We start from the raw sequence: 19295 nt of genomic DNA on the forward strand, positions 1-19295 counted from the left end.
CGTGATGCCCGATCTCTTCTTCGAGGCCGCACCGGTGCCGCTGGGCGTCGACCCACTGGCCTTCGTTCCCGCGGGCCGCACGGTGCCGGCCAGGGAAGACGCCGCGACTTCGGCGGTGTTGCGGCTGGAGGGCATCGACCTGTCCTTCGGCGGCGTCACCGCGCTGTCGGGCGTGGACCTGTCGATCGCCAAGGGAGAGATCCGAGCCGTCATCGGCCCCAATGGGGCGGGCAAGAGCTCGCTGGTCAACGTCATCAGCGGGCTGTACCGGCCCGACCGCGGGCGCGTGTGGATCGGCGGGCGCAGCTTCGCTCATGTGCCGACAGCGCGGCTGGCACGGCTGGGCGTCGCGCGCACCTTCCAGAACCTGGCGCTCTTCAAGGGCCTGAGCGTGCGCGACAACATCGTGCTCGGCCGCGTCGATGCGGCACGCTCCACATTCGTCGAGCAGCTCGTCGGGCTGGGCCGCGCGCGCCGCGAACGCGAGGAGGCACGGGCGCGGGCCGACGCGATCGTCGGTTTTCTCGGGCTGGGCGCTGTCAGCGAGCGGCTCGCGGGCACGCTGGCCTACGGCCTGCAGAAGCGTGTCGAGCTGGCGCGTGCGCTGGTGGCATCGCCGCAACTGCTGCTGCTCGACGAGCCGATGGCCGGCATGACGGTCACCGAGAAGAGCGAGCTCGCGCATTTCGTGCGCGCCGCCCGCGACGAGTTCGGCACCACCATCCTGCTGATCGAGCACGACATCGGCGTGGTGCTGGGCCTGTCGGACCGCGTGGCGGTGTTCGACCACGGCCGCAAGATCGCCGACGGCACGCCCGCCGAGGTGCGCAGCGACCCGGCGGTGATCGACGCGTACCTGGGCGTCGATCACGAGGGAGAGGGCGCATGAGCGCGGCCGGTGGTATTTCTCCTTCCCCCTCTGGGGGAAGGTCGGGATGGGAGCAGGCGGAGCGCCCGATGCAGGCGCCGCCTGCCCCCACCCCAGCCCTCCCGCAGAGGGGGAGGGGGCAACAGCCGATGGCGGAGGCCGCCCGATGACCGCCGCCGACTTCAGCTTCTTCGCCGAGGTTCTCCTTGGCGGCCTGCTCTCGGGCGTGATGTATTCGCTGGTGGCCATCGGCTTCGTGCTGATCTACAAGACATCGGGCGTGCTCAACTTCGCGCAGGGCGCGCAGCTCCTGTTCGCTGCGCTCACCTTCGTGAGCCTGGTCGAGCGCGGCGTGCCCTTCGCGCTGGCCCTGGTGCTGACCTTCGCGCTCATGGTGGCGCTGGGGCTGGTCATCGAGCGCACGGTGCTGCGTCCGCTGGTGAACCAGCCGCCGATCACGCTGTTCATGGCGACGCTGGGCCTGTCGTACGTCATCGAAGGCGTTGCGCAGCTGGTGTGGGGCACGCAGGTGCACGCGCTGGAGCTGGGCATCGCCGACGAGCCGCTGCAGTTCCTGGGCATCATGGTCTCGACCTTCGACCTGTTCGCCGCCGCCACGGCCGCCGTGATGGTCGCGCTGCTCTCTGCCTTCTTCCGCTACACCCGCGTGGGCCTGGCATTCCGCGCGGTGGCGGACGACACCTACGCGGCCATCGCGGTCGGCCTGCGGCTGCCGCGCATCTGGGCCACGGTGTGGGCGGCGGCCGGCGTCATCGCGCTGGTGGCCGGCCTGCTCTGGGGCGCGCGGCTTGGCGTGCAGTTCTCGCTCTCGCTCGTGGTGCTCAAGGCGCTGCCGGTGCTGGTGCTCGGCGGCTTCGACTCGATCCTCGGTGCGATCGTCGGCGGGCTGGTGATCGGCGCGCTCGAGAAGCTGGCCGAGGTGTACATCGGGCCCTTCGTGGGCGGCGGCATCGAGAGCTGGTTCGCGTATGTCGCGGCGCTGGCCTTCCTGCTGATCCGGCCCAGCGGGCTGTTCGGCCAGAAACTCGTGGAGCGTGCCTGAGCCATGCGCAATGTTTCCGCACCTTCGTGGACCTGGCCGGCGGCCGTGCTCGCCGTCGCCTTCGGCATCGTGCCTTTCGTCGCGTCCGGCTATGTGTTCGACGCACTGCTGATCCCCTTCCTCGCGCTGTCGCTGGCCGCGGTGGGGCTCAATCTGCTGACCGGCTACGCGGGCCAGCTCTCGCTGGGCACGGCCGCCTTCATGGCAGTCGGTGCCTTCGCCGCCTACAACTTCAACCTGCGGGTCGAAGGGCTGCCGCTGCTCGCGAGCATCTGGCTCGCGGGCCTTGCCGCCACCGTCGTCGGGCTGGTGTTCGGCCTGCCGAGCCTGCGGCTGCGCGGCTTCTACCTGGCGGTGTCGACGCTGGCCGCGCAGTTCTTCGTGCAATGGGCGCTCACCAAGTTCGGCTGGTTCAGCAACGACAACCCTTCGGGCGTGATCGATGCGCCGGTGCTCGATGTGGCGGGGATCGTGTTCGACACGCCCGTGCGACGCTACATCTTCTCGCTGGCCGTGGTGACGGTGCTGACCCTGCTGGCATGGCGGCTGGTGCGCACGCAGACGGGCCACCACTTCATCGCCGTGCGCGACAACGAACTGGCCGCGCGCGTGATCGGCGTGCCGGTGCTGCGCACCAAGCTGCTGGCGTTCGCGGTGTCGTCGTTCATCGTCGGCGTGGCGGGCGTGCTCTGGGGCTTCGTCTACCTGCGCACAGTGGAGCCCGCTGGCTTCAACCTCGACCGTTCGTTCCAGATTCTCTTCATCGTGATCATCGGCGGGCTCGCGACGATCCGCGGCGCCTTCCTCGGTGCGGCGCTGATCGTGGTGTTTCCGCTGCTGCTGTCGCGCGTGGGCAGCTTCCTGTTCGGCGGCTGGTTCGATTCGGGCGTGCTCGACATGAGCCAGCGCATCGTGCTGGGCGCCTTGATCATCTTCTTCCTCGTCGTGGAGCCGCAGGGACTGGCCGCCCTGTGGGACCGCACGCGCCGGCGGCTGGCGGGCCCTTCCGCAGCCTGAACGCACCGCGCCTTCTTCCTTTTCCTTCGCATCCCAAGAGCCTTCATCACATGTCCTTCATCAAGCACCTGAAAACCGCGGCCGTGGCCGTCACCCTGGCCGCGAGCGGCCTGCAGCTCGCGCATGCCGACGCGAACGAGCAGTTCTTCCCGCTGCAGAGCTATCGCGTCGGCCCCTATGCGGCGGGCGGCACGGGCTTCTTCGGCGGCTTCATCGACTACCTGAACCTGGTGAACACGCGCGACGGCGGCGTGGGCGGCGTGAAGCTGACCTGGGAGGAAGGCGAGACGCAGTACGAGGTGGAGCGCGGCGTGGAGGTGTACGAGCGCCTCAAGCAGCGCCCCGGCATCGCGACCTGGAACCCGCTGTCTGTGGGCATCGCCTACGCGCTGATCGACCGCGTCACCGCCGACAAGGTGCCGCTGCTCACCATCAACCACGGCCGCACCGACACCACCGACGGTCGCGTGTTCAAGTACATCTTCCCGCTGCTGCTGAACCCGTACAGCGAGACCTCCGGCATCGTGAACTACATCGCGGGCAAGGAAGGCGGCGCCGACAAGCTCAAGGGCAAGAAGATCGTGGTGCTGTATCACGGCTCGCCCTACGGCAAGGAGACCATTCCGATCTACGAACTGCTGGCGAAGAAGTACGGCTTCGCGCTGCAGCAGATCGAGGTGCCGCACCCCGGCAACGAGCAGCAGTCGCAGTGGCTCGCCATCCGCCGCGCCAAGCCCGACTACGTGGTGCTGCGCGGCTGGGGCGTCATGAATCCGGTGGCGCTGAAGACCGCGCAGAAGACGGGCTTTCCGGTCGACCACATCGTGGGCAACGTCTGGTCCAACTCCGAGGAGGACGTGATCCCCGCGGGCGACGCAGCCAAGGGCTACGTGGCGATCACCACCGTGGCCGCGGGCGCCCAGTACCCGGTGCTGCAGGAGATCACCAAGACCGTCTACGGCGCCGGCAAGGGCAACCTGCAGGACCCCAAGCGCATCGGCAGCGTCTATCACAACCTCGGCGTGCTCAACGGCATCCTGAACGTGGAGGCCATCCGCATAGCGCAGGCCAAGTTCGGCAAGCGCACGCTCACCGGCGACGAGGTCCGCTGGGGCCTGGAGAACCTGAAGATCGACGAGGCGCGCGCGGCCGCGCTCGGCGCCAAGGGCCTGTTCCATTCGATCAACGTGACCTGGGACAACCACGAAGGCGACGGCCGCGTGGCCTTCCAGCAGTGGGACGGCAGCAAGTGGAACGTGGTGTCCGACTGGATCGCGCCCGACTGGAAGCTGCTGCGGCCGATCATCGAGAAGTCTTCGCTGGCCTATGCCAAGGAGAAGAACGTGAAGGTGCGCAAGAGCATCGACGACTAGAACCCGGCACGCACTCCATGTCTTCGCCAACCCCCTGCCGGGGGGCAACACCAGCGGCCCGGCAAATCCGGTTCCGCGGTGTTCCTGGCTTGATACCCCACTGACCAAGATTTGAAAGCAACGTCCATGTCCGCAGTTCCTCAACCGCCCGTATCCATCCAGCCGGCCGCCAACGACCCCGTGCCCGGCCTGCCGCTGTCCGACACGCCTGCGCACGTGATCCGCGACGATGCCGAGGCCATTGCCGTGGCGCATGCGCTGGCCGCGCAACTGATCGTCGGCGCCTCCGAGCGCGACCGCCTGCGCCGCTGGCCGGTCGAGGAGATCGACTCCTACTCGCAGAGCGGCCTCTGGGCCATCAACGTGCCGAAGGCCTTCGGCGGCGCGGAGGTGTCGTATGCCACGCTGGCCGAGGTGATCGCGATCATCTCGGCGGCCGACCCCTCGCTCGGGCAGATCACGCAGAACCACCTGGGCTTCGTCGCCGCGGTGCGCACGGTGTCCGATGCGGCGCAGCAGAAGCTCTTCTTCGCCGACTTCCTGCGCGGCGTGCGCTGGGGCAATGCGTTCTCGGAGTCGGGCTCCAAGCGCGCGGCCGACTTCGAGACGCGCTTCGCCGACGCGGGCGACCACGTGGTGGTGACCGGCAAGAAGTTCTATTCGACCGGCGCGCTGCTGGCGCACTACGTGCCCATCGTGGCCAACGACGAGCAGGGCAGGACCTGGTACGTGGTGGCCGAGCGCAATGCACCGGGCCTCACGGTGATCGACGACTGGTCGGCATTCGGCCAGCGCACGACGCTCAGCGGCACGGTGATCATCGACCGCGTGAAGGTGCCCAAGACCCACCTGATCCCGGCCTACAAGGGCTACGACGCGCCCTCTGCCGACGGCGCGATCTTCCAGATCATCCAGGCGGCGGTCGACGTGGGCATCGCGCGCGGCACCATCGCGGAGACGGTCGACTTCATCCGCACCAAGACGCGCCCCTGGATCGACAGCCAGCGCGACCATGCGTGGGAAGACCCGTACTCGATCCAGGCAGTGGGCGACCTGCAGATCCGCCTGCATGCGAGCGAGGCGCTGCTGGAGCGCGCCGGCCGCGCCATCGACCGCGCGGTGGCCGCGCCCGATGCCGACAGCGTGGCCGCGGCGCAGATCGCGACGGCGGAAGCCAAGGTGCTCTCCACCGAGATCGCGATCCTCGCGACCAACAAGCTCTTCGAGCTGGCGGGCACGCGCTCGACGCTGGGCCAGTACAACCTCGACCGGCACTGGCGCAATGCACGCACGCACACGCTGCACGATCCGGTGCGCTGGAAGTACGCCATCGTGGGCAACTACTTCCTCAACGGCGTCAAGCCGCCGTTCCACGCCTGGAGCTGAAGCGATGACGGCACCCTTGCTGCGCGTCGAGGCGGTCGAGGCGGCGTACCAGGGCTCCATCGTCGCGCTGCACGGCGTGAGCCTGGAAGTGCGAACGGGCGAGATCCATGCGCTGCTCGGCGCCAACGGCGCAGGCAAGTCGACGACGCTCAAGGCGGTGTCGAACCTGCTGCCGGCCGAGCGCGGACAGGTGACGGCCGGGCGCATCGTCTTCGACGGGCACGACACGGGCCGCACCAGCCCGGCCGATCTCGTCCGCCTGGGCCTGGTGCAGGTGCTGGAGGGCCGCCACTGCTTTCGCGCGCTCACCGTGGAGGAGAACCTGCTGACCGGCGCACTCGGCCGCGGTGCACGGCGCGCCGAGATCGCCGGGGACCTCGCGCGGGTCTATGCGATCTTCCCGAAGCTCGAGGCCAGGCGGCGCACGCTCGCCGGCCTTTGCTCCGGCGGCGAGCAGCAGATGGCGGCCATCGGCCGCGCGCTGATGTCGCGCCCGCGCCTGCTGGTGCTCGACGAACCCTCGATGGGGCTGGCGCCGCTGGTGGTGCGCGACATCTTCGAGCAGCTGCGCCGGCTCAACCGCGAGCAGGGCCTGGCGATCCTGGTGGCCGAGCAGAACTCGACCGTGGCGCTGCAGTACGCCGACCGCGCCACCGTGCTCGACGTAGGGACCACCGTGCTCGGCGACGATGCCAGCGCGCTGCGCCGGCGTGCCGATATCCAGTCGCTCTATTTCGGCGAAGGTGCTCGCATCGGCATGACGGCATGACGGCATGACGGCATGACGGCCTGGCGGTCTGGCGAGGGCGGCCACGCAGCAGATTCCGCATGTGGTCAGGGGGACTTCTTCGTTCTGCATGCGAACCTTCGCTCCTCGACTCGATGGCTCCCTTGTCGAGCGGTTCCCTCGCTCCTCGAAGCCGTGTGGAATCGCTTGTCATTCCTTCTTTCCGCGTCACCCGCTTCTCCCGCCAATCCCTTCGATGAAGACTTCGGCGGCCTCACACCGGGCGTCTTGGCCCTTGCCGACTCGCTCGCCGCCACCGCCCCCGCGCGCGACACGCGGCTCGCCGCCACGCGCACGGAGTAGGGCCTCGAGATCGACGGCATCAAGGGCTTCTGCTCGACGCATCGGTCTAGAGCTACGACTTCGCGACCTAGGTCACCAAGGGGTGTACAAGGAGCGCAGCCCTGACACGGGCTGCGGAGAGTGCTCGGGGGCTCCGGGGGGGCGACCCGGGCAATCCGGGATGACGATGCCGCGTTGCCTTCAGGCCCAGCTGTCGAAAACCGTCACGCGGTTCCGGCCCTGGTGCTTGGAAACGTAAAGCGCCCGGTCCGCCTGCGCCATCAGCACGTTCGCCATCCCCGATGCGTTGGGCACGCAGCTGGCCACGCCGAAGCTGGCCGTGATCGCGCGGCGGGGCCATGCCGCGGTCTCCAGGGCGCGGCGGATGACCTCGGCGTTCTCGCTTGCGCGCGTCGCGTCGCAGCCGGGCAGCACCACGCAGAACTCCTCGCCGCCCGAGCGTGAAGCCACGCCTGCGACGTCGACATGGTCGCGGATCACCCGCGCGGCCTGGGCCAGAACCTCGTCGCCGGCCGCATGGCCGAAGCTGTCGTTGATGACCTTGAAATGATCGAGATCGATCATCATCACGGCCAGGGCTTTCTGGCGCGCGATGCAGTCGTCCCACGCGGATTTCAGCTGGCTGTCGAGCCCGCGCCGGTTGGGCAGCGAGGTCAATGCGTCCGTCATGCTCTGGCGCTCGAGGCCGGCCACGGTGCGCCGCAATTCGAGTTGCGCCACGACCTGGCGCGCCAGCGACTGCAGCGCCTTGCGCTCGACGTCCATGAGCGTGCGCGGCTCGCGGTCGATCACGCAGATGGTTCCCAGGGGCATGCCTTCGAGGGACACCAGCGGCGCGCCTGCATAGAAGCGGATGTGAGGGTCGCCGGTCACGAGCGCGTTCTCCGAGAAGCGGGTGTCGAGCAGCGTGTCCGGTACCTCCAGCACGTGATCCGGCTGCAGGATCGCATGCGAACAGAAGGCAAGCTCGCGCGGCGTTTCCGCCACCGGCAGGCCCACACGCGACTTGAACCATTGTCGGCCGCTGTCGACCAGGGAAATCAGCGCGATCGGTGTCCGGCATATCGCGGCGGCCAGCGAGGTCAGGTCGTCATAGGCCTGCTCGTTGGCCGTGTCCAGGACCTGATAGCTCTCCAGCGCCTCGAGGCGGCGGGCTTCATTGAAAGTTGCGGGAGCCGCGCGGTTCATGGTTCCTGCAGCGGAAGTAGAGGAAGGATGCGTGTTCATGGCAGATCGCGCGGCTGTGAACGAAGACCGGTGCCCCGGGGGCGCGCATGCCGGGCATCAGGGTGCGATCGTAACGTCGGAGGCAGAGGTGAGGCGAGAAGTGCGTTGCCGAGATCGTTTGATTTCGGCTCCGGGGGTTCGAACGCAATGAGATCGACCGCTCTTTAATTTGACATAACACACATTGTATAAATGGTCTGCTGATCTTTTTCGCCTCGTCGACCATGCTTGGCGTGTTCGGAACCGTCCCGTGGGAACAATACGTTGATGGCTGTTGGCTCGTGCCAAGTACTTGGAGGGCCTTCATTGAGTGCGTGGTCGACAGCCGCGAGCTTGTCGTCCAGGCCAAATCCACTTCTCATGGATCGCGTCAGGCATGGTCGATGCCCGCGGATCATGAGGAGCCTTGGTGCGCGGTGTCCGACAGTCTCGGTGGACCGACTCTCACGCCTGGGGCGGCGCGCCAGCATAGGCTCGACTCGGCTTGGATTTTCAGGTCTGATGCATCTTCGCCCACGGCGTACAACAGAAAGAAAAAACATGACGCGCGCTACCGCCCGTGGCACCGACCACTTCGTGCGTGTTCGCGGTGCGCGCGAACACAACCTTCGCAATGTCGATGTCGACATTCCGCGCGACGCGCTGGTGGTGTTCAGCGGAATCTCCGGTTCCGGCAAATCGTCGCTGGCTTTCGGCACGCTCTACGCCGAGGCCCAGCGGCGATATTTCGAATCGGTCTCGCCCTATGCGCGCCGGCTGATCGACCAAGTGGGCGTGCCCGCGGTCGATTCCATCGACGGTCTGCCGCCTGCGGTGGCCCTGCAGCAGCAGCGCGGTACGCCAAGCACGCGCTCGTCGGTGGGCAGCGTCACCACGCTGTCGAGCCTGTTGCGCATGCTTTACTCGCGGGCCGGCGACTATCCCGCGCGCCAGCCGATGCTCTATGCGGAAGACTTTTCGCCCAACACACCGCAGGGCGCCTGCCCGGTCTGCCACGGACTGGGACGCATCTTCGAGGTGACCGAACGCTCGATGGTGCCGGACGACACGCTCAGCATCCGCGAGCGCGCCATTGCCTCCTGGCCACCCGCCTGGCACGGCCAGAACCTGCGCGACATCCTCGTCACCATGGGCATCGACGTCGACAAGCCCTGGCGCGATCTGCCGAAGAAAACGCGCGACTGGATTCTTTTCACCGAGGAGCAGCCGACGGTTCCGGTGTACGCCGGCTTCACGCCGGCCGAGACGCGCGCGGCGCTGCGCAGCAAGCTGGAGCCCAGCTACCAGGGCACCTTCATCGGCGCGCGCAAGTACGTGCTGCACACCTTCGCGACCACGCAGAGCGCGCTGATGAAGAACCGCGTGGCGCGCTTCATGGTGGGCGGGGACTGTCCGGCCTGCAAGGGCAAGCGGCTCAAGCCGGAGGCCCTGTCGGTGCGCTTTGCGGGGTACGACATCGGCGAGATCTCGCGCATGCCGCTGGCGCAGTTCGCACAGGTGCTGCATGCCGCGGCGGGAGGCGATGCGCCGGACGCGACCGGTAGCGACGCCCGCCCGAGCGCGCTGCGCAAGAAGGGAGGTGCACACGCGGCGGCCCCCGACGTGCGCCGGACGCCCAACCAGTCGGCGGAGAAGCGCATCGCAGCGCAGCGCATTGCGCACGACCTGCTGGCGCGGATCACCGTGCTGACCGATCTCGGCCTTGGCTACCTCTCGCTCGACCGCAGCACGCCGACGCTGTCCCCGGGCGAGCTCCAGCGCCTGCGGCTGGCCACGCAGATCCGCTCGAACCTGTTCGGCGTGGTCTATGTGCTCGACGAGCCGTCGGCGGGGCTTCATCCCGCCGACAGCGAGGCGCTGGTGGTGGCTCTCGATACGCTCAAGCGCTCGGGCAATTCGCTGTTCGTGGTCGAACACGACCTGGATCTGATGCGGCGTGCCGACTGGCTGGTCGACGTCGGCCCCGGTGCCGGGGAGGAAGGCGGCATCGTTCTCTACAGCGGCCCGCCCGATGGGCTGCGCCATGTGGAGGGTTCGCACACCGCGCGCTATCTTTTTGCGCCGCGCACCTCGTCGCAGCCCTCGTTGCGCGAACCTGCCGGATGGCTGGCGCTGGAAGACATCACGCGCAACAACCTGCAGGGCCTGTCGGTGGCGTTTCCGCTCGGCGTGCTGACTGCGGTGACCGGGGTCTCCGGATCGGGCAAGTCCAGCCTCGTGAGCCAGGCGCTGGTGGAACTGGTGGCCGCGCACCTGGGCCACGAAGCGCCGCCGGTGGACGAGGAGCCGGACGCCGAACCCGGTGCCGCAAGCAGCCCTGGCGGCCGCACCGGCGGGCGCATCGCCGGCGGCATGGAGCACATTCGCCGGCTGGTGCGCGTGGACCAGAAGCCCATCGGGCGCACGCCGCGCTCCAACCTGGCCACGTATACAGGCCTCTTCGATCATGTGCGCAAGCTGTTCGCCGACTCCAAGGCTGCCCGCGCCCGCCACTTCGATGCCGGCCGCTTCTCGTTCAACGTCGCCAAGGGCCGATGTGCCACGTGCGAGGGCGAAGGGTTCGTCAGTGTCGAACTGCTCTTCATGCCCAGCGTGTATGCGCCCTGCCCCACCTGCCACGGCTCGCGCTTCAACGAGCTGACGCTCAAGGTGAAGCTGCGCGACCGCACCATTGCCGACGTGCTGGCCATGACGGTGGACGAGGCGCACGCCTTCTTCGAGAACGATGGCGCCATCGAACGGCCGCTGCGACTGCTCAAGGCCATCGGCCTGGGATACCTGCGGCTGGGGCAGCCGGCCACCGAGCTGTCGGGCGGGGAAGCGCAGCGCATCAAGCTGGCGACGGAACTGCAGCGCGCGCAGCGCGGCGACGCGCTGTACGTGCTGGACGAGCCGACCACCGGCCTGCACCCGTCCGATGTGGACAAGCTCATGGCTCAACTGGGCGGTCTGGTCGACGCCGGCAACACCGTCATCGTCGTCGAGCACGAACTGCGGCTGGTCTCTGCCTGTGACTGGGTGATCGACATGGGGCCGGGTGCAGGCGCGCAAGGCGGGCGCATCGTCGCGAGCGGCCGGCCGCAGGAGGTGGCCACGGCAACGGGCAGTCGGACGGCGCCTTACCTGGCGCGCTGGATCTTGCCGGACAAGTGAGCGGGTGAGCCCGGGCGCCGGGTCAGGCTTTCTCGCGCTTTGGGTTCGGTACTCGGTTGCTCGCGGCCGGTGCGTCCGCGCACATTGCGGTTGTCCTCTCCCCCCCGGCGTTACGAAGCATCGGCGTCGGCTGTACGTTGAGCCGCAGGTGGTCGATTGAGAGCGGTCTTCGAGGCCGATGGACCAAAAGCCTGACGGGTGTCTAAAAACCCTCAAGCCGAAATTCCTTACAGACACGGTCGGGAGATGCTCATATGGTGGACATGCTTGCTGCTTGCGCCAATCATCAATCCCGGTGCCACGCCTGTGCCGAGTACGGAGATGCGCATGGATGGCGTGATGCACATCCACACCGGCAAGGCCGGCGTGTGGACTATTTCTATCCTTCAAGCGAAGGCCGCCGACGGCGGCTATTCAGCATCGGCAGAAATCGGCCTCAAGGGGCGATGTCGATGCAAACTGGTCCTGACAGCTCCCGAGTTGTCGGCGCAAGCCGGCCACGAGAAGCTGAAGCAGAAGTGCATCGACTGGATCAACGAAGAAGAGACAAAGGGCAACGACCTGAGTCGCTCCGCTGAAGCTGAGGAAGCCTAGGGCACAGTAGCCTGGCGCCAGCGGCAAGAGCGGGCGATGAAGAGCCGCGCCAAGCCGAAGAGGCGAGTTCGAGCAAGCTCGCCCCAGTGTCGAGAAGCTCTCGAACTGGCTCGCGATCGGGTCACAAAATGCAGACGCGGGCCTGCAGTCTTGCGGCTTGGCATGTCAGCCGCCCTGGGGTCACTCCGGACCGATTGCTGTCGGCCCTGAAATCAGGCGCCGTCCGGCTTTCTGGCCGATGGATGGCTCGCCAGCGGCACGAAGGCGTTCGTTTCCATGTCCAGCGCCTCGATCGAGCCGCTCCCGATGTCGTAGACCCAGCCATGCAGATTCAGCTTGCCCTGGGCCAATGCCAGCGCCACCGATGGGTGCGTGCGCAGATTGTTCAGTTGGGCGATCACGTTTTCCCGCACCATGCCGTCCACGCGCGAGCGTTCATCGGCGTGCGGCTTCGCTTCGTTGATCATCCGCGCGGCGTCGGAATAGCGCAGCCAGTTCTTCACGGCAGGCATCGTATCGAGGCAGGCGCAGGTCGCGATTGCCTTCATGGCACCGCAATCGGAGTGGCCGCATATCACGATGTCGCTGACCTTCAACGCCGACACGGCGAACTCGACCGTCGCCGAGACCCCGCCCGGCTCCGGACCGAAGGACGGAACGATGTTGCCCGCATTGCGGATGACGAACAGATCCCCGGGCTCTCGCTGGGTGACGAGCTCGGGCACCATCCTGCTGTCCGAACACGAGATGAACAGCGCCTTCGGCGTCTGGCTCGTTGCCAGCTCCTTGAAGAGCTGCTTGCGACTGGGAAAGACTTCCGCCTGGAAGCGGAGAAAACCGGCAATGATGTCCTGCATGCGCGAAGTCTAATCTGACTCGCAACTCTCGCGGACGCCCAGGCCAGGCCGAGCCGGTTCATCGGCCGCGCTGTCAAGGTGATGTGACCGCTGCATCAAAAAGCAAGTTTCGCCGCCCTTTCATCCCGCCAGGGAAAGAGGCCTCCTCACGGCCAGCGCAGGCCCTGCAATCAGGGATTACCCATCCCCTTGCCGCTGAATCCAGCCGAACTTTCTCGGCGTATGGGTTGTGCGCACGGCTTCGCCTTGCGCAAGTCGCTGCCGCTCATTCCAACATTTGACTATCGAGGTGACGCCGATGAGATTGCTTCCAACGCCTGTCAATGCCTGTGTTCTTGCGCTCAGTGCGGCCGCCGCCGTCAGCGCATTCGCCTCCAGCCACCGCGAGGCGCCCTCGATTGCCGGGATGCCCAAGCTCGACGGCACCGACTTCTACATGTTCCGAAGCTACGAGCCCAACCGCCAGGACTTCGTGACGCTGATCGCCAACTACCAGCCCGACCAGGGCCCGTACGGTGGCCCCAACTACTTCACGATGGACCCGAACGGGCTCTACGAGATCCACATCGACAACACCGGCAGCGCCATGGAGGCCCTCACCTTCCAGTTCCGCTTCACCAACACGCTGCGCGACATCCAATTGCCGATCTCGGGCAAGCAGGTCTCGATCCCGCTGGTGCAGGCCGGCCAGATCTCGGCGCCCAACCAAGCCACGAGCAATCTGCGCGAGACGTTCACGCTCACCGTCGTGCGCGGTGACCGCCGCAAGGGGCAGGCGTTTGCCGTCACCAACGCGGCCAACGGCAGCACCGTGTTCGACCGGCCGACCGACAACATCGGCGAGAAGACCTTCGGCGGCCCGAACGGCTATGCCACCTATGCGGCCCAGCAGATCTACAACATCAACATCCCGGGCTGTGCCAGCGGTGGCCGTGTCTTCGCGGGCCAGCGCCAGGACCCGTTCGCGGTCGCGTTGGGCCAGGTGTTCGACCTCATCAACCTCAACCCGCTCGGCTCGACCAGCGCCTACGGCGCGGGTACGCTGGCCACGCGCAACGTGAGCACCCTGGCGCTCGAAGTGCCGATCTCCTGTCTCACTGCGGGCGGCACCGGCCCGATCATCGGCGGCTGGACCACGGCCAGCGCGCGCCAGGGCCGACTGATCGCCAGCCCGCCCAAGAGCGGCCACGGCACCACGACGCTCAACGGCGGCGCCTGGGCACAGGTCTCCCGCCTGGGCATGCCGCTGGTCAACGAAGTCGTCATCGGCCTGAAGGACAAGGACAGGTTCAACAGCTCCAGGCCGATGGACGACGGCCAGTTCGCAACCTACGTGACGAATCCGACGCTGCCGGCATTGATCCAGACGCTGTACCCCAGCGCACCCGCACCGACGAACTTTCCGCGCACCGACCTGGTCGCGGCATTCCTGACGGGCATCGACGGCCTGAACAAGCCCGCCAACGTCAAGGCCTCGGAAATGCTGCGCCTGAACACCAGCATCGCTCCGACCGCGATGGCAAGCCAGAGCAACCTCGGCGTGGCCGGCGGCGACAACGCGGGCTTCCCGAACGGGCGCCGCCCGGGCGACGACGTGGTGGACATCGAACTGCGCGTGGCCATGGGCGCCCTGTGCGTCCTGACCGGCGCCAACGATGCGCTCAAGGTCGGCTGCAAGCCGAGCGATGCACCGGCCGGCGGTGCGGCCATCACCGACGGCGCGCTGCAGAGCCCGTCGCAGTTCCCCGCCGCTTTCCCGTACCTCAATACCCCGCTGCCCGGCGCCGTCAACGCCGCCGCGGCACCGTGAACGGGAGCACGGCATGAACCGGAACATCCATCGCATTGGCGCCGCCCTGCTGCTGGCCACGGCCCTTGCGGGCTGCGGCGGCGGAGGTGGCGGCGGGGGCGGGTTCTATCCGTTCCCGCTGCCGGTCGGCGGAAACACGCCGCCACCGAGCCCGCCGCAAAACACGCCGCCCGGGGCTGCCGACCCCTACGACCTGTTCGTCGCCTACGTGCAGGCCATGGTGGCGACCATGCTCGATACGAGCGAACCGACCGACGTGGCGGCCTTCGACCCGCCTCCGACGTCGGAGACCAAAGAGCCGGTCGCCACGCAGTAGCCGACATGCGCCTGGCCGCATCCGCGAAAGCATGGGCGGCAATCGCCGTGCTCGCCGTGGCCGCTCTCGCGGCGCATGCGGTGCCGCGCGTACCCGCGAGCGACGACGAGGTCGTGGAGACACTGCCCGTCGTCGCTGGATGGTCGAGCCAGCAACACCGGCTGCGCCGCGAGCTGGCACAGCGACCGAAGGACGAGGCTACGGCCATCGCTGCGGCCTCGGCCTACCTCGAACTTGCGCGTGAGCAAGGCGATGCGCGTTACGCCGGCTACGCCATGGGCGCGCTGCAGGCCTGGGAGGCCGCACCTCCGGCACAGACGCCGCCCGCCGTGCTGGTCATGCGCGCCACCATCGCGCAGTTCCTTCATGACTTCGATGGCGCCGAGGCCACCCTGAAGGTGGCGCTCGCCCGACGTCCAAACGACGCGCAGGCCTGGATCACGCTCGCCACCATTCTTCGCGTGCGCGGGCGCTACAACGAATCCGATGCCGCCTGCCGGTCGCTCGGGCGGGTGGGCCCGGCCCTGTACGGCGTCGCCTGCCTTGCCGAGAACGCCGGGCTGCGCGGCAACCACGACGACGCCCGGCAGGCACTGCAGGCCCTTCTGGCGGAACCGGCGCTGCGCGATGCAGACAAAGCCGGGACTCGCCAATGGCTGCTGACCAGTCTTGCCGAGGTCGAGGAGTTGGCGGGCCGCCAGGCAGAAGCCGACGCGGCCTATCGCAAGGCCGTGGCGGCGCAGCGCTCCGGCTATCTGCTGCTGGCCTACAGCGACTATCTGCAGCGCGTCGGGCGCCACGCCGAGATCCCGAGACTGCTGGCCGACGAGGCGCGCAGCGACGCGGTGCTGCTGCGGCTGGCCATCGCCGGCGCCGCCGCGCGCGGCAAGAGCGCCCAAGGTGCCCAGACTGCCCACGACGCGGCCGAAGAACTGCGCCAGCGCTTCGAGGCAGCCGCGCTTCGCCCCGGCACCACCGCGCTGCATGCGCGTGAAGAAGCCATGTTCGCGCTCGACGTGCAGAACGACCCGAAGCGTGCGCTCGAACTCGCACGCCTGAACGCCAGGCTGCAGCGCGAGCCCATCGACCTGCTGGTGTTCGCGCGAGCCGCGTCGGCCGCCAATGACAGCGCAGCCCGCGGGGAAGTGAAGGCTCTGATGCAGCAGATCGGACTGAAGGATGCCCGTGTCGATGCAACACCGTGAACGCATCGCGCTCTTCGTGCTGCTGGTGACTGCGCTGCTTTTCGGGTCGGCGGCGGCCCACGCCCACAAGGCGAGCGATGCCTACCTGCTGTTGCAGCGCACCGGAGACACGATCGACCTGCGCTGGGACATTGCGCTGCGCGACCTCGACGCGATGCTCGACCTGGACGCCAACGCCGACCGGAAGCTCAGCTGGGGTGAAGTGCGCACGCGGCTGGCGGACATCCGGGCCTATGCGCTCGCGCGCCTGCGTCTGCAGCAGGGCCGGTGCGCGCTGGTTGAAGCGCAGGTACCCGCAGTCGAGGACCGCATCGACGGTGCCTACCTCGTTCTCCGGCTGCAGGCGCATTGCGAGGCTGGCGCCGCGCTCGACATCGACTACCGCCTGTTCCGCGAAGTCGATCCCACGCATCGCGGCCTGCTGCGTGTCGAAGCGGCGGGCGGAGCACAGCCCGTGGTGCTGTCGCTCGATCCATCGGCGGGACCGGTGTCCCTGGCCTGGCCGGGCTCGCAGGGTGCTGCGGACACGGCCACGCGTCCCGACGGCAGCTTCTTTCGCGACGGCATCCATCACATTCTCATCGGCTATGACCACATCCTGTTCCTGATCTGCCTGCTGCTGCCGGCCGTGCTGCGCCGTCGCGGCGGCGGCTGGGAGCCCGTGCTCGCCTGGCGCGAAGCGGTGTGGCCGATGCTGGGCATCGTCACCATGTTCACCATCGCGCACTCGATCACGCTGGCCCTCGCGGGGCTGAAGATCGTGACCATCTCGCCGCGCATCATCGAGCCCGGCATCGCGATCACCATCATGCTCGCCGCCATCGACAACATCCATCCGGTACTGCGCGGGCGCCGAAAGCTCTTCAGCTTCCTGTTCGGCCTCATTCATGGCTTCGGCTTTGCGGGGGCGCTGGCCGAGCTCGAGCTGCCGCTGCGCGATTTCGTGATCGCGCTGCTGCAGTTCAACCTGGGCGTGGAGGCCGGCCAGCTCATGGTCGTGGCCGTGGTGCTCGTCGTATTGCTGGCGCTGCGCAACTGGCAGCGCTATCCGGTCCTGGTGCTGCGCGGTGGCTCGGCGCTGGCCGTGCTGGTGGCGGCCATCTGGCTCGGCGAGCGGGTGCTCGATGTGAAGGTGCTGCCTTTCGCCTGAAGCGCGAGGCTCAGAACGTGTACCGCGCGCTGATGCGCACGCTGCGCGGCTCCGTCGGGTGCACATGGCGGTCGTTCACGCCGCCGCTGCAGCTGCCGCTGACCACCTCGCCCGCCGTGCACGAAGCGTAGTAGTACTCGATGTCGTTGCCCTTGCGCCCGGCCAGGTTGAACACGTCCAATCCCAGCGTGAGCTGCCGGTTGACCGCATAGCGCGCGCCAAAATTGAGCAGCGTGGTGGCGCGCGAGCGCACGGCGTTCAGCGTATCGAGCGCGCGCGGCCCCATGTAGCGCAGCCGCAATGACGCGGTCAGCGGCCCCTCGATGTAGGTGATGCCGGCCGCCAGCACGCGCTCGATGGCGTTGTCCACATGGTTGCCCTCGCCTTCCGGCGCCACGCCCTTGAAACGGGCGCGCGACACGGCGGCGTCCACCTCGAGGCGCCAGGCGCGGTCGAAGTTCCACCGCAGCGTGGCCTCGAGCCCGCGGCGCGTGCTCGCGCGGCCCGGCTCGGTGGTGCCCGCGTCGCCGACGTAGACCAGTTCGGAAGCCAGGTCGAGCTTCCACAGCGCCACGGTGGCCGTGAGATTTTCATGGGGCTGGAAACGCCAGCCGACTTCCGCGCCGCGGCCTTTCACCAGCGCGGGCACGCGATCGGCCGCGTCGCCGGTCTTCGGGTCGACGGTGATGGTGGCACCGCGCACGTCGTTGCTGTGGAAGCCCACGCCCGCATTGAAATAGAACTCGTGAGCCGGCGTGGGCGCGAAGGCCAAGCCGAACTTGGGGCTCAGCTGCGCGTCGTGCCCCCTGCCGCTGTTGAGCGGGCCGAAGGCGGGCTCGCGGCCTTGGACGTTGTAGCGCAGCGCGTCGCCGCGCAGGCCCACGTAGCCGCGCCAACGGTCGCTGAAACTGACCAGTTGCTGCCCGTACACGGCGAGCGAATCCTGCGAAACCTTGTCGTTGCGCACCGTGCCCAAGCGCCTGCGCGCCTCCGTGTCGTAGAGGCCGACTTCGCCGATGCGGTCGCCGCGCCATTGCGCCCCCAGACTCAGCACACCGTCAAGCCCGGCGATCCTGTTGGCCATCGTGTGCGAGCCCTGCGCGCCGAAGACGCGGCGGCGGTCGGTCTGTTCGAACTGGTCGCCGTTGTCCGGGTTGTCGAGGAAGTAGGTGAAATCGGAGAACAGATCGAAGCGGTAGTCGATGGCGTAGGCGCTGAACTCGGTATCGCCGCTCGGGCCCTTGTCGAACCACTTGCCGGACAGGCTGATGCGCCGGGTCTTGCCACCGTCGGTCGGATTCAGGCTGCCGAAGCGCTGCAGTTCTCCGCTGTCGATCAGTCGCTGCGGCACCTGGTCGGTCGAGGTCCATCGGCTGCTGTAGGCCATGGCGGTGACGCTGAAGCCGCGCGTCTGCGAGCCCTGCGAATAGCGCAGCACGGCGTTGGCCTTCCTCAGCTTCTCCGGCACGTTCCAGGGGCCGTCGTTGCCTTCGAGTTCGATGGCGCCGAGCCAGGTCTGGTCCTGCACGGTGCGCGAGCCTGCGGCCAGCAGGCGGCGGAAGCCGTGCGAGCCCACCGTCATTTCGGCAAAGGGCGAATCGAGCGCGCTGAAATAGTCGAGTGAGGCGCTGCCCGCAAGCGAGAAATCGCCGCTGTGCACGAAGTACGGGCCCTTGCGGTAGCGCACGCCGGACACCAGCTCGGGAATCAGGAAGTTCAGATCCGCATAGCCCTGGCCATGGCCGTGCGTCGGCATGTTGACCGGCATGCCGTCGACCGTGACCGCGAAGTCGGTACCGTGGTCGAGGTTGAAGCCGCGCAGGAAATACTGGTTGGCCTTGCCGTCGCCCGAGTGTTGAGTGGCCACCACACCGGGCACCGCTTCCACGATGTCGCCCGGGCGCAGCTTCGGTCGCGACTGATAGGACTCCCGCTCCACCGCGCCCTCGCTCGCGCTATCGGCACTGCCAATGCTTGCATCGCGCGGCCCTTGCACCTGGATCTCCGGGAGATGGTTTTCCTGTGCATGGGCGACAGGGCAGCCAGCCAGCACGCCAATCCAAACTGAATGAGACACGGCGGCCAGCCTTCGCATCAACGCTCCAATCGAAGAAAAGCCGCGAATCCACGGCGCGACTTTCTTTCCATACGGGGACCTCTTCATATCGGATTCAAATGGCGGGAGC

Annotated in this window: 16 protein-coding genes; 13 read left to right on the forward strand and 3 right to left on the reverse strand. The window is 67.7% G+C overall.

The genetic code is table 11. From position 1 onward, the window contains the following. Positions 1-4 precede the first annotated feature (4 nt). The 7 genes from FHY06_RS26730 to FHY06_RS26760 all read left to right on the forward strand — a co-directional run bounded on the left by FHY06_RS26730 (position 5) and on the right by FHY06_RS26760 (position 6797). Entirely contained in the window at positions 5-889 is an 885-nt protein-coding gene (locus FHY06_RS26730) for an ABC transporter ATP-binding protein (RefSeq protein ID WP_184606958.1), read from the forward strand. Positions 890-1034: 145 nt separating this feature from the next. After that, on the forward strand, positions 1035-1931 hold the full coding sequence (locus tag FHY06_RS26735) for a branched-chain amino acid ABC transporter permease (RefSeq protein ID WP_019655292.1): 897 nt from the start codon (positions 1035-1037) through the stop codon (positions 1929-1931). A 3-nt stretch (positions 1932-1934) separates the two neighbouring features. Next, positions 1935-2948, forward strand: coding sequence for a branched-chain amino acid ABC transporter permease (locus FHY06_RS26740; protein ID WP_184606876.1), 1014 nt, complete (start codon positions 1935-1937; stop codon positions 2946-2948). Between the two features lie 50 nt (positions 2949-2998). Next, a complete protein-coding gene (locus FHY06_RS26745; protein WP_020723128.1) occupies positions 2999-4321 on the forward strand; it encodes an ABC transporter substrate-binding protein in 1323 nt (440 codons plus the stop codon). A gap of 126 nt (positions 4322-4447) precedes the next feature. Then, positions 4448-5707 (forward strand): SfnB family sulfur acquisition oxidoreductase, encoded by a 1260-nt coding sequence (locus tag FHY06_RS26750; protein ID WP_184606877.1) that lies wholly within the window; start codon positions 4448-4450, stop codon positions 5705-5707. 4 nt (positions 5708-5711) lie between these two features. Continuing rightward, a complete protein-coding gene (locus FHY06_RS26755; RefSeq protein ID WP_184606878.1) occupies positions 5712-6476 on the forward strand; it encodes an ABC transporter ATP-binding protein in 765 nt (254 codons plus the stop codon). Between the two features lie 165 nt (positions 6477-6641). Further along, positions 6642-6797 (forward strand): hypothetical protein, encoded by a 156-nt coding sequence (locus tag FHY06_RS26760; protein ID WP_184606879.1) that lies wholly within the window; start codon positions 6642-6644, stop codon positions 6795-6797. Positions 6798-6977: 180 nt separating this feature from the next. Here the strand turns inward: FHY06_RS26760 and FHY06_RS26765 are convergent, their stop codons facing one another. Further along, positions 6978-7985 (reverse strand): sensor domain-containing diguanylate cyclase, encoded by a 1008-nt coding sequence (locus tag FHY06_RS26765; protein ID WP_019655297.1) that lies wholly within the window; start codon positions 7983-7985, stop codon positions 6978-6980. Between the two features lie 579 nt (positions 7986-8564). On the opposite strand from FHY06_RS26765, the gene FHY06_RS26770 reads away from it, so the two are divergent. Beyond that, a complete protein-coding gene (locus FHY06_RS26770) occupies positions 8565-11177 on the forward strand; it encodes an excinuclease ABC subunit UvrA (protein ID WP_184606880.1) in 2613 nt (870 codons plus the stop codon). 327 nt (positions 11178-11504) lie between these two features. Further along, the gene (locus FHY06_RS26775) at positions 11505-11771 is read left to right on the forward strand and encodes a hypothetical protein (RefSeq protein WP_132752588.1); all 267 of its coding nucleotides are present in this window, start codon (positions 11505-11507) and stop codon (positions 11769-11771) included. Between the two features lie 212 nt (positions 11772-11983). Here the strand turns inward: FHY06_RS26775 and FHY06_RS26780 are convergent, their stop codons facing one another. Beyond that, entirely contained in the window at positions 11984-12628 is a 645-nt protein-coding gene (locus tag FHY06_RS26780) for a carbonic anhydrase (protein ID WP_019658093.1), read from the reverse strand. Between the two features lie 298 nt (positions 12629-12926). On the opposite strand from FHY06_RS26780, the gene FHY06_RS26785 reads away from it, so the two are divergent. The 4 genes from FHY06_RS26785 to FHY06_RS26800 are packed head-to-tail and all read left to right on the forward strand — an operon-like array spanning position 12927 to position 17109. Continuing rightward, positions 12927-14438 (forward strand): DUF4331 domain-containing protein, encoded by a 1512-nt coding sequence (locus FHY06_RS26785; RefSeq protein ID WP_184606881.1) that lies wholly within the window; start codon positions 12927-12929, stop codon positions 14436-14438. A 13-nt stretch (positions 14439-14451) separates the two neighbouring features. Beyond that, positions 14452-14754 (forward strand): hypothetical protein, encoded by a 303-nt coding sequence (locus tag FHY06_RS26790; RefSeq protein WP_184606882.1) that lies wholly within the window; start codon positions 14452-14454, stop codon positions 14752-14754. Positions 14755-14759: 5 nt separating this feature from the next. Next, entirely contained in the window at positions 14760-15959 is a 1200-nt protein-coding gene (locus tag FHY06_RS26795; protein ID WP_184606883.1) for a tetratricopeptide repeat protein, read from the forward strand. Next, the gene (locus FHY06_RS26800; RefSeq protein ID WP_260310700.1) at positions 15946-17109 is read left to right on the forward strand and encodes a HupE/UreJ family protein; all 1164 of its coding nucleotides are present in this window, start codon (positions 15946-15948) and stop codon (positions 17107-17109) included. Before FHY06_RS26795 ends, FHY06_RS26800 begins: the two co-directional genes overlap by 14 nt. A gap of 10 nt (positions 17110-17119) precedes the next feature. On the opposite strand, the gene FHY06_RS26805 is transcribed toward FHY06_RS26800, so the two are convergent. Next, complete coding sequence (locus FHY06_RS26805; protein WP_409327471.1) at positions 17120-19186, reverse strand: TonB-dependent receptor; 2067 nt, start codon at positions 19184-19186, stop codon at positions 17120-17122. Positions 19187-19295: the final 109 nt, after the last annotated feature.

The organism is Variovorax atrisoli, assembly GCF_014195185.1.
Classification (GTDB): domain Bacteria; phylum Pseudomonadota; class Gammaproteobacteria; order Burkholderiales; family Burkholderiaceae_C; genus Variovorax; species Variovorax atrisoli.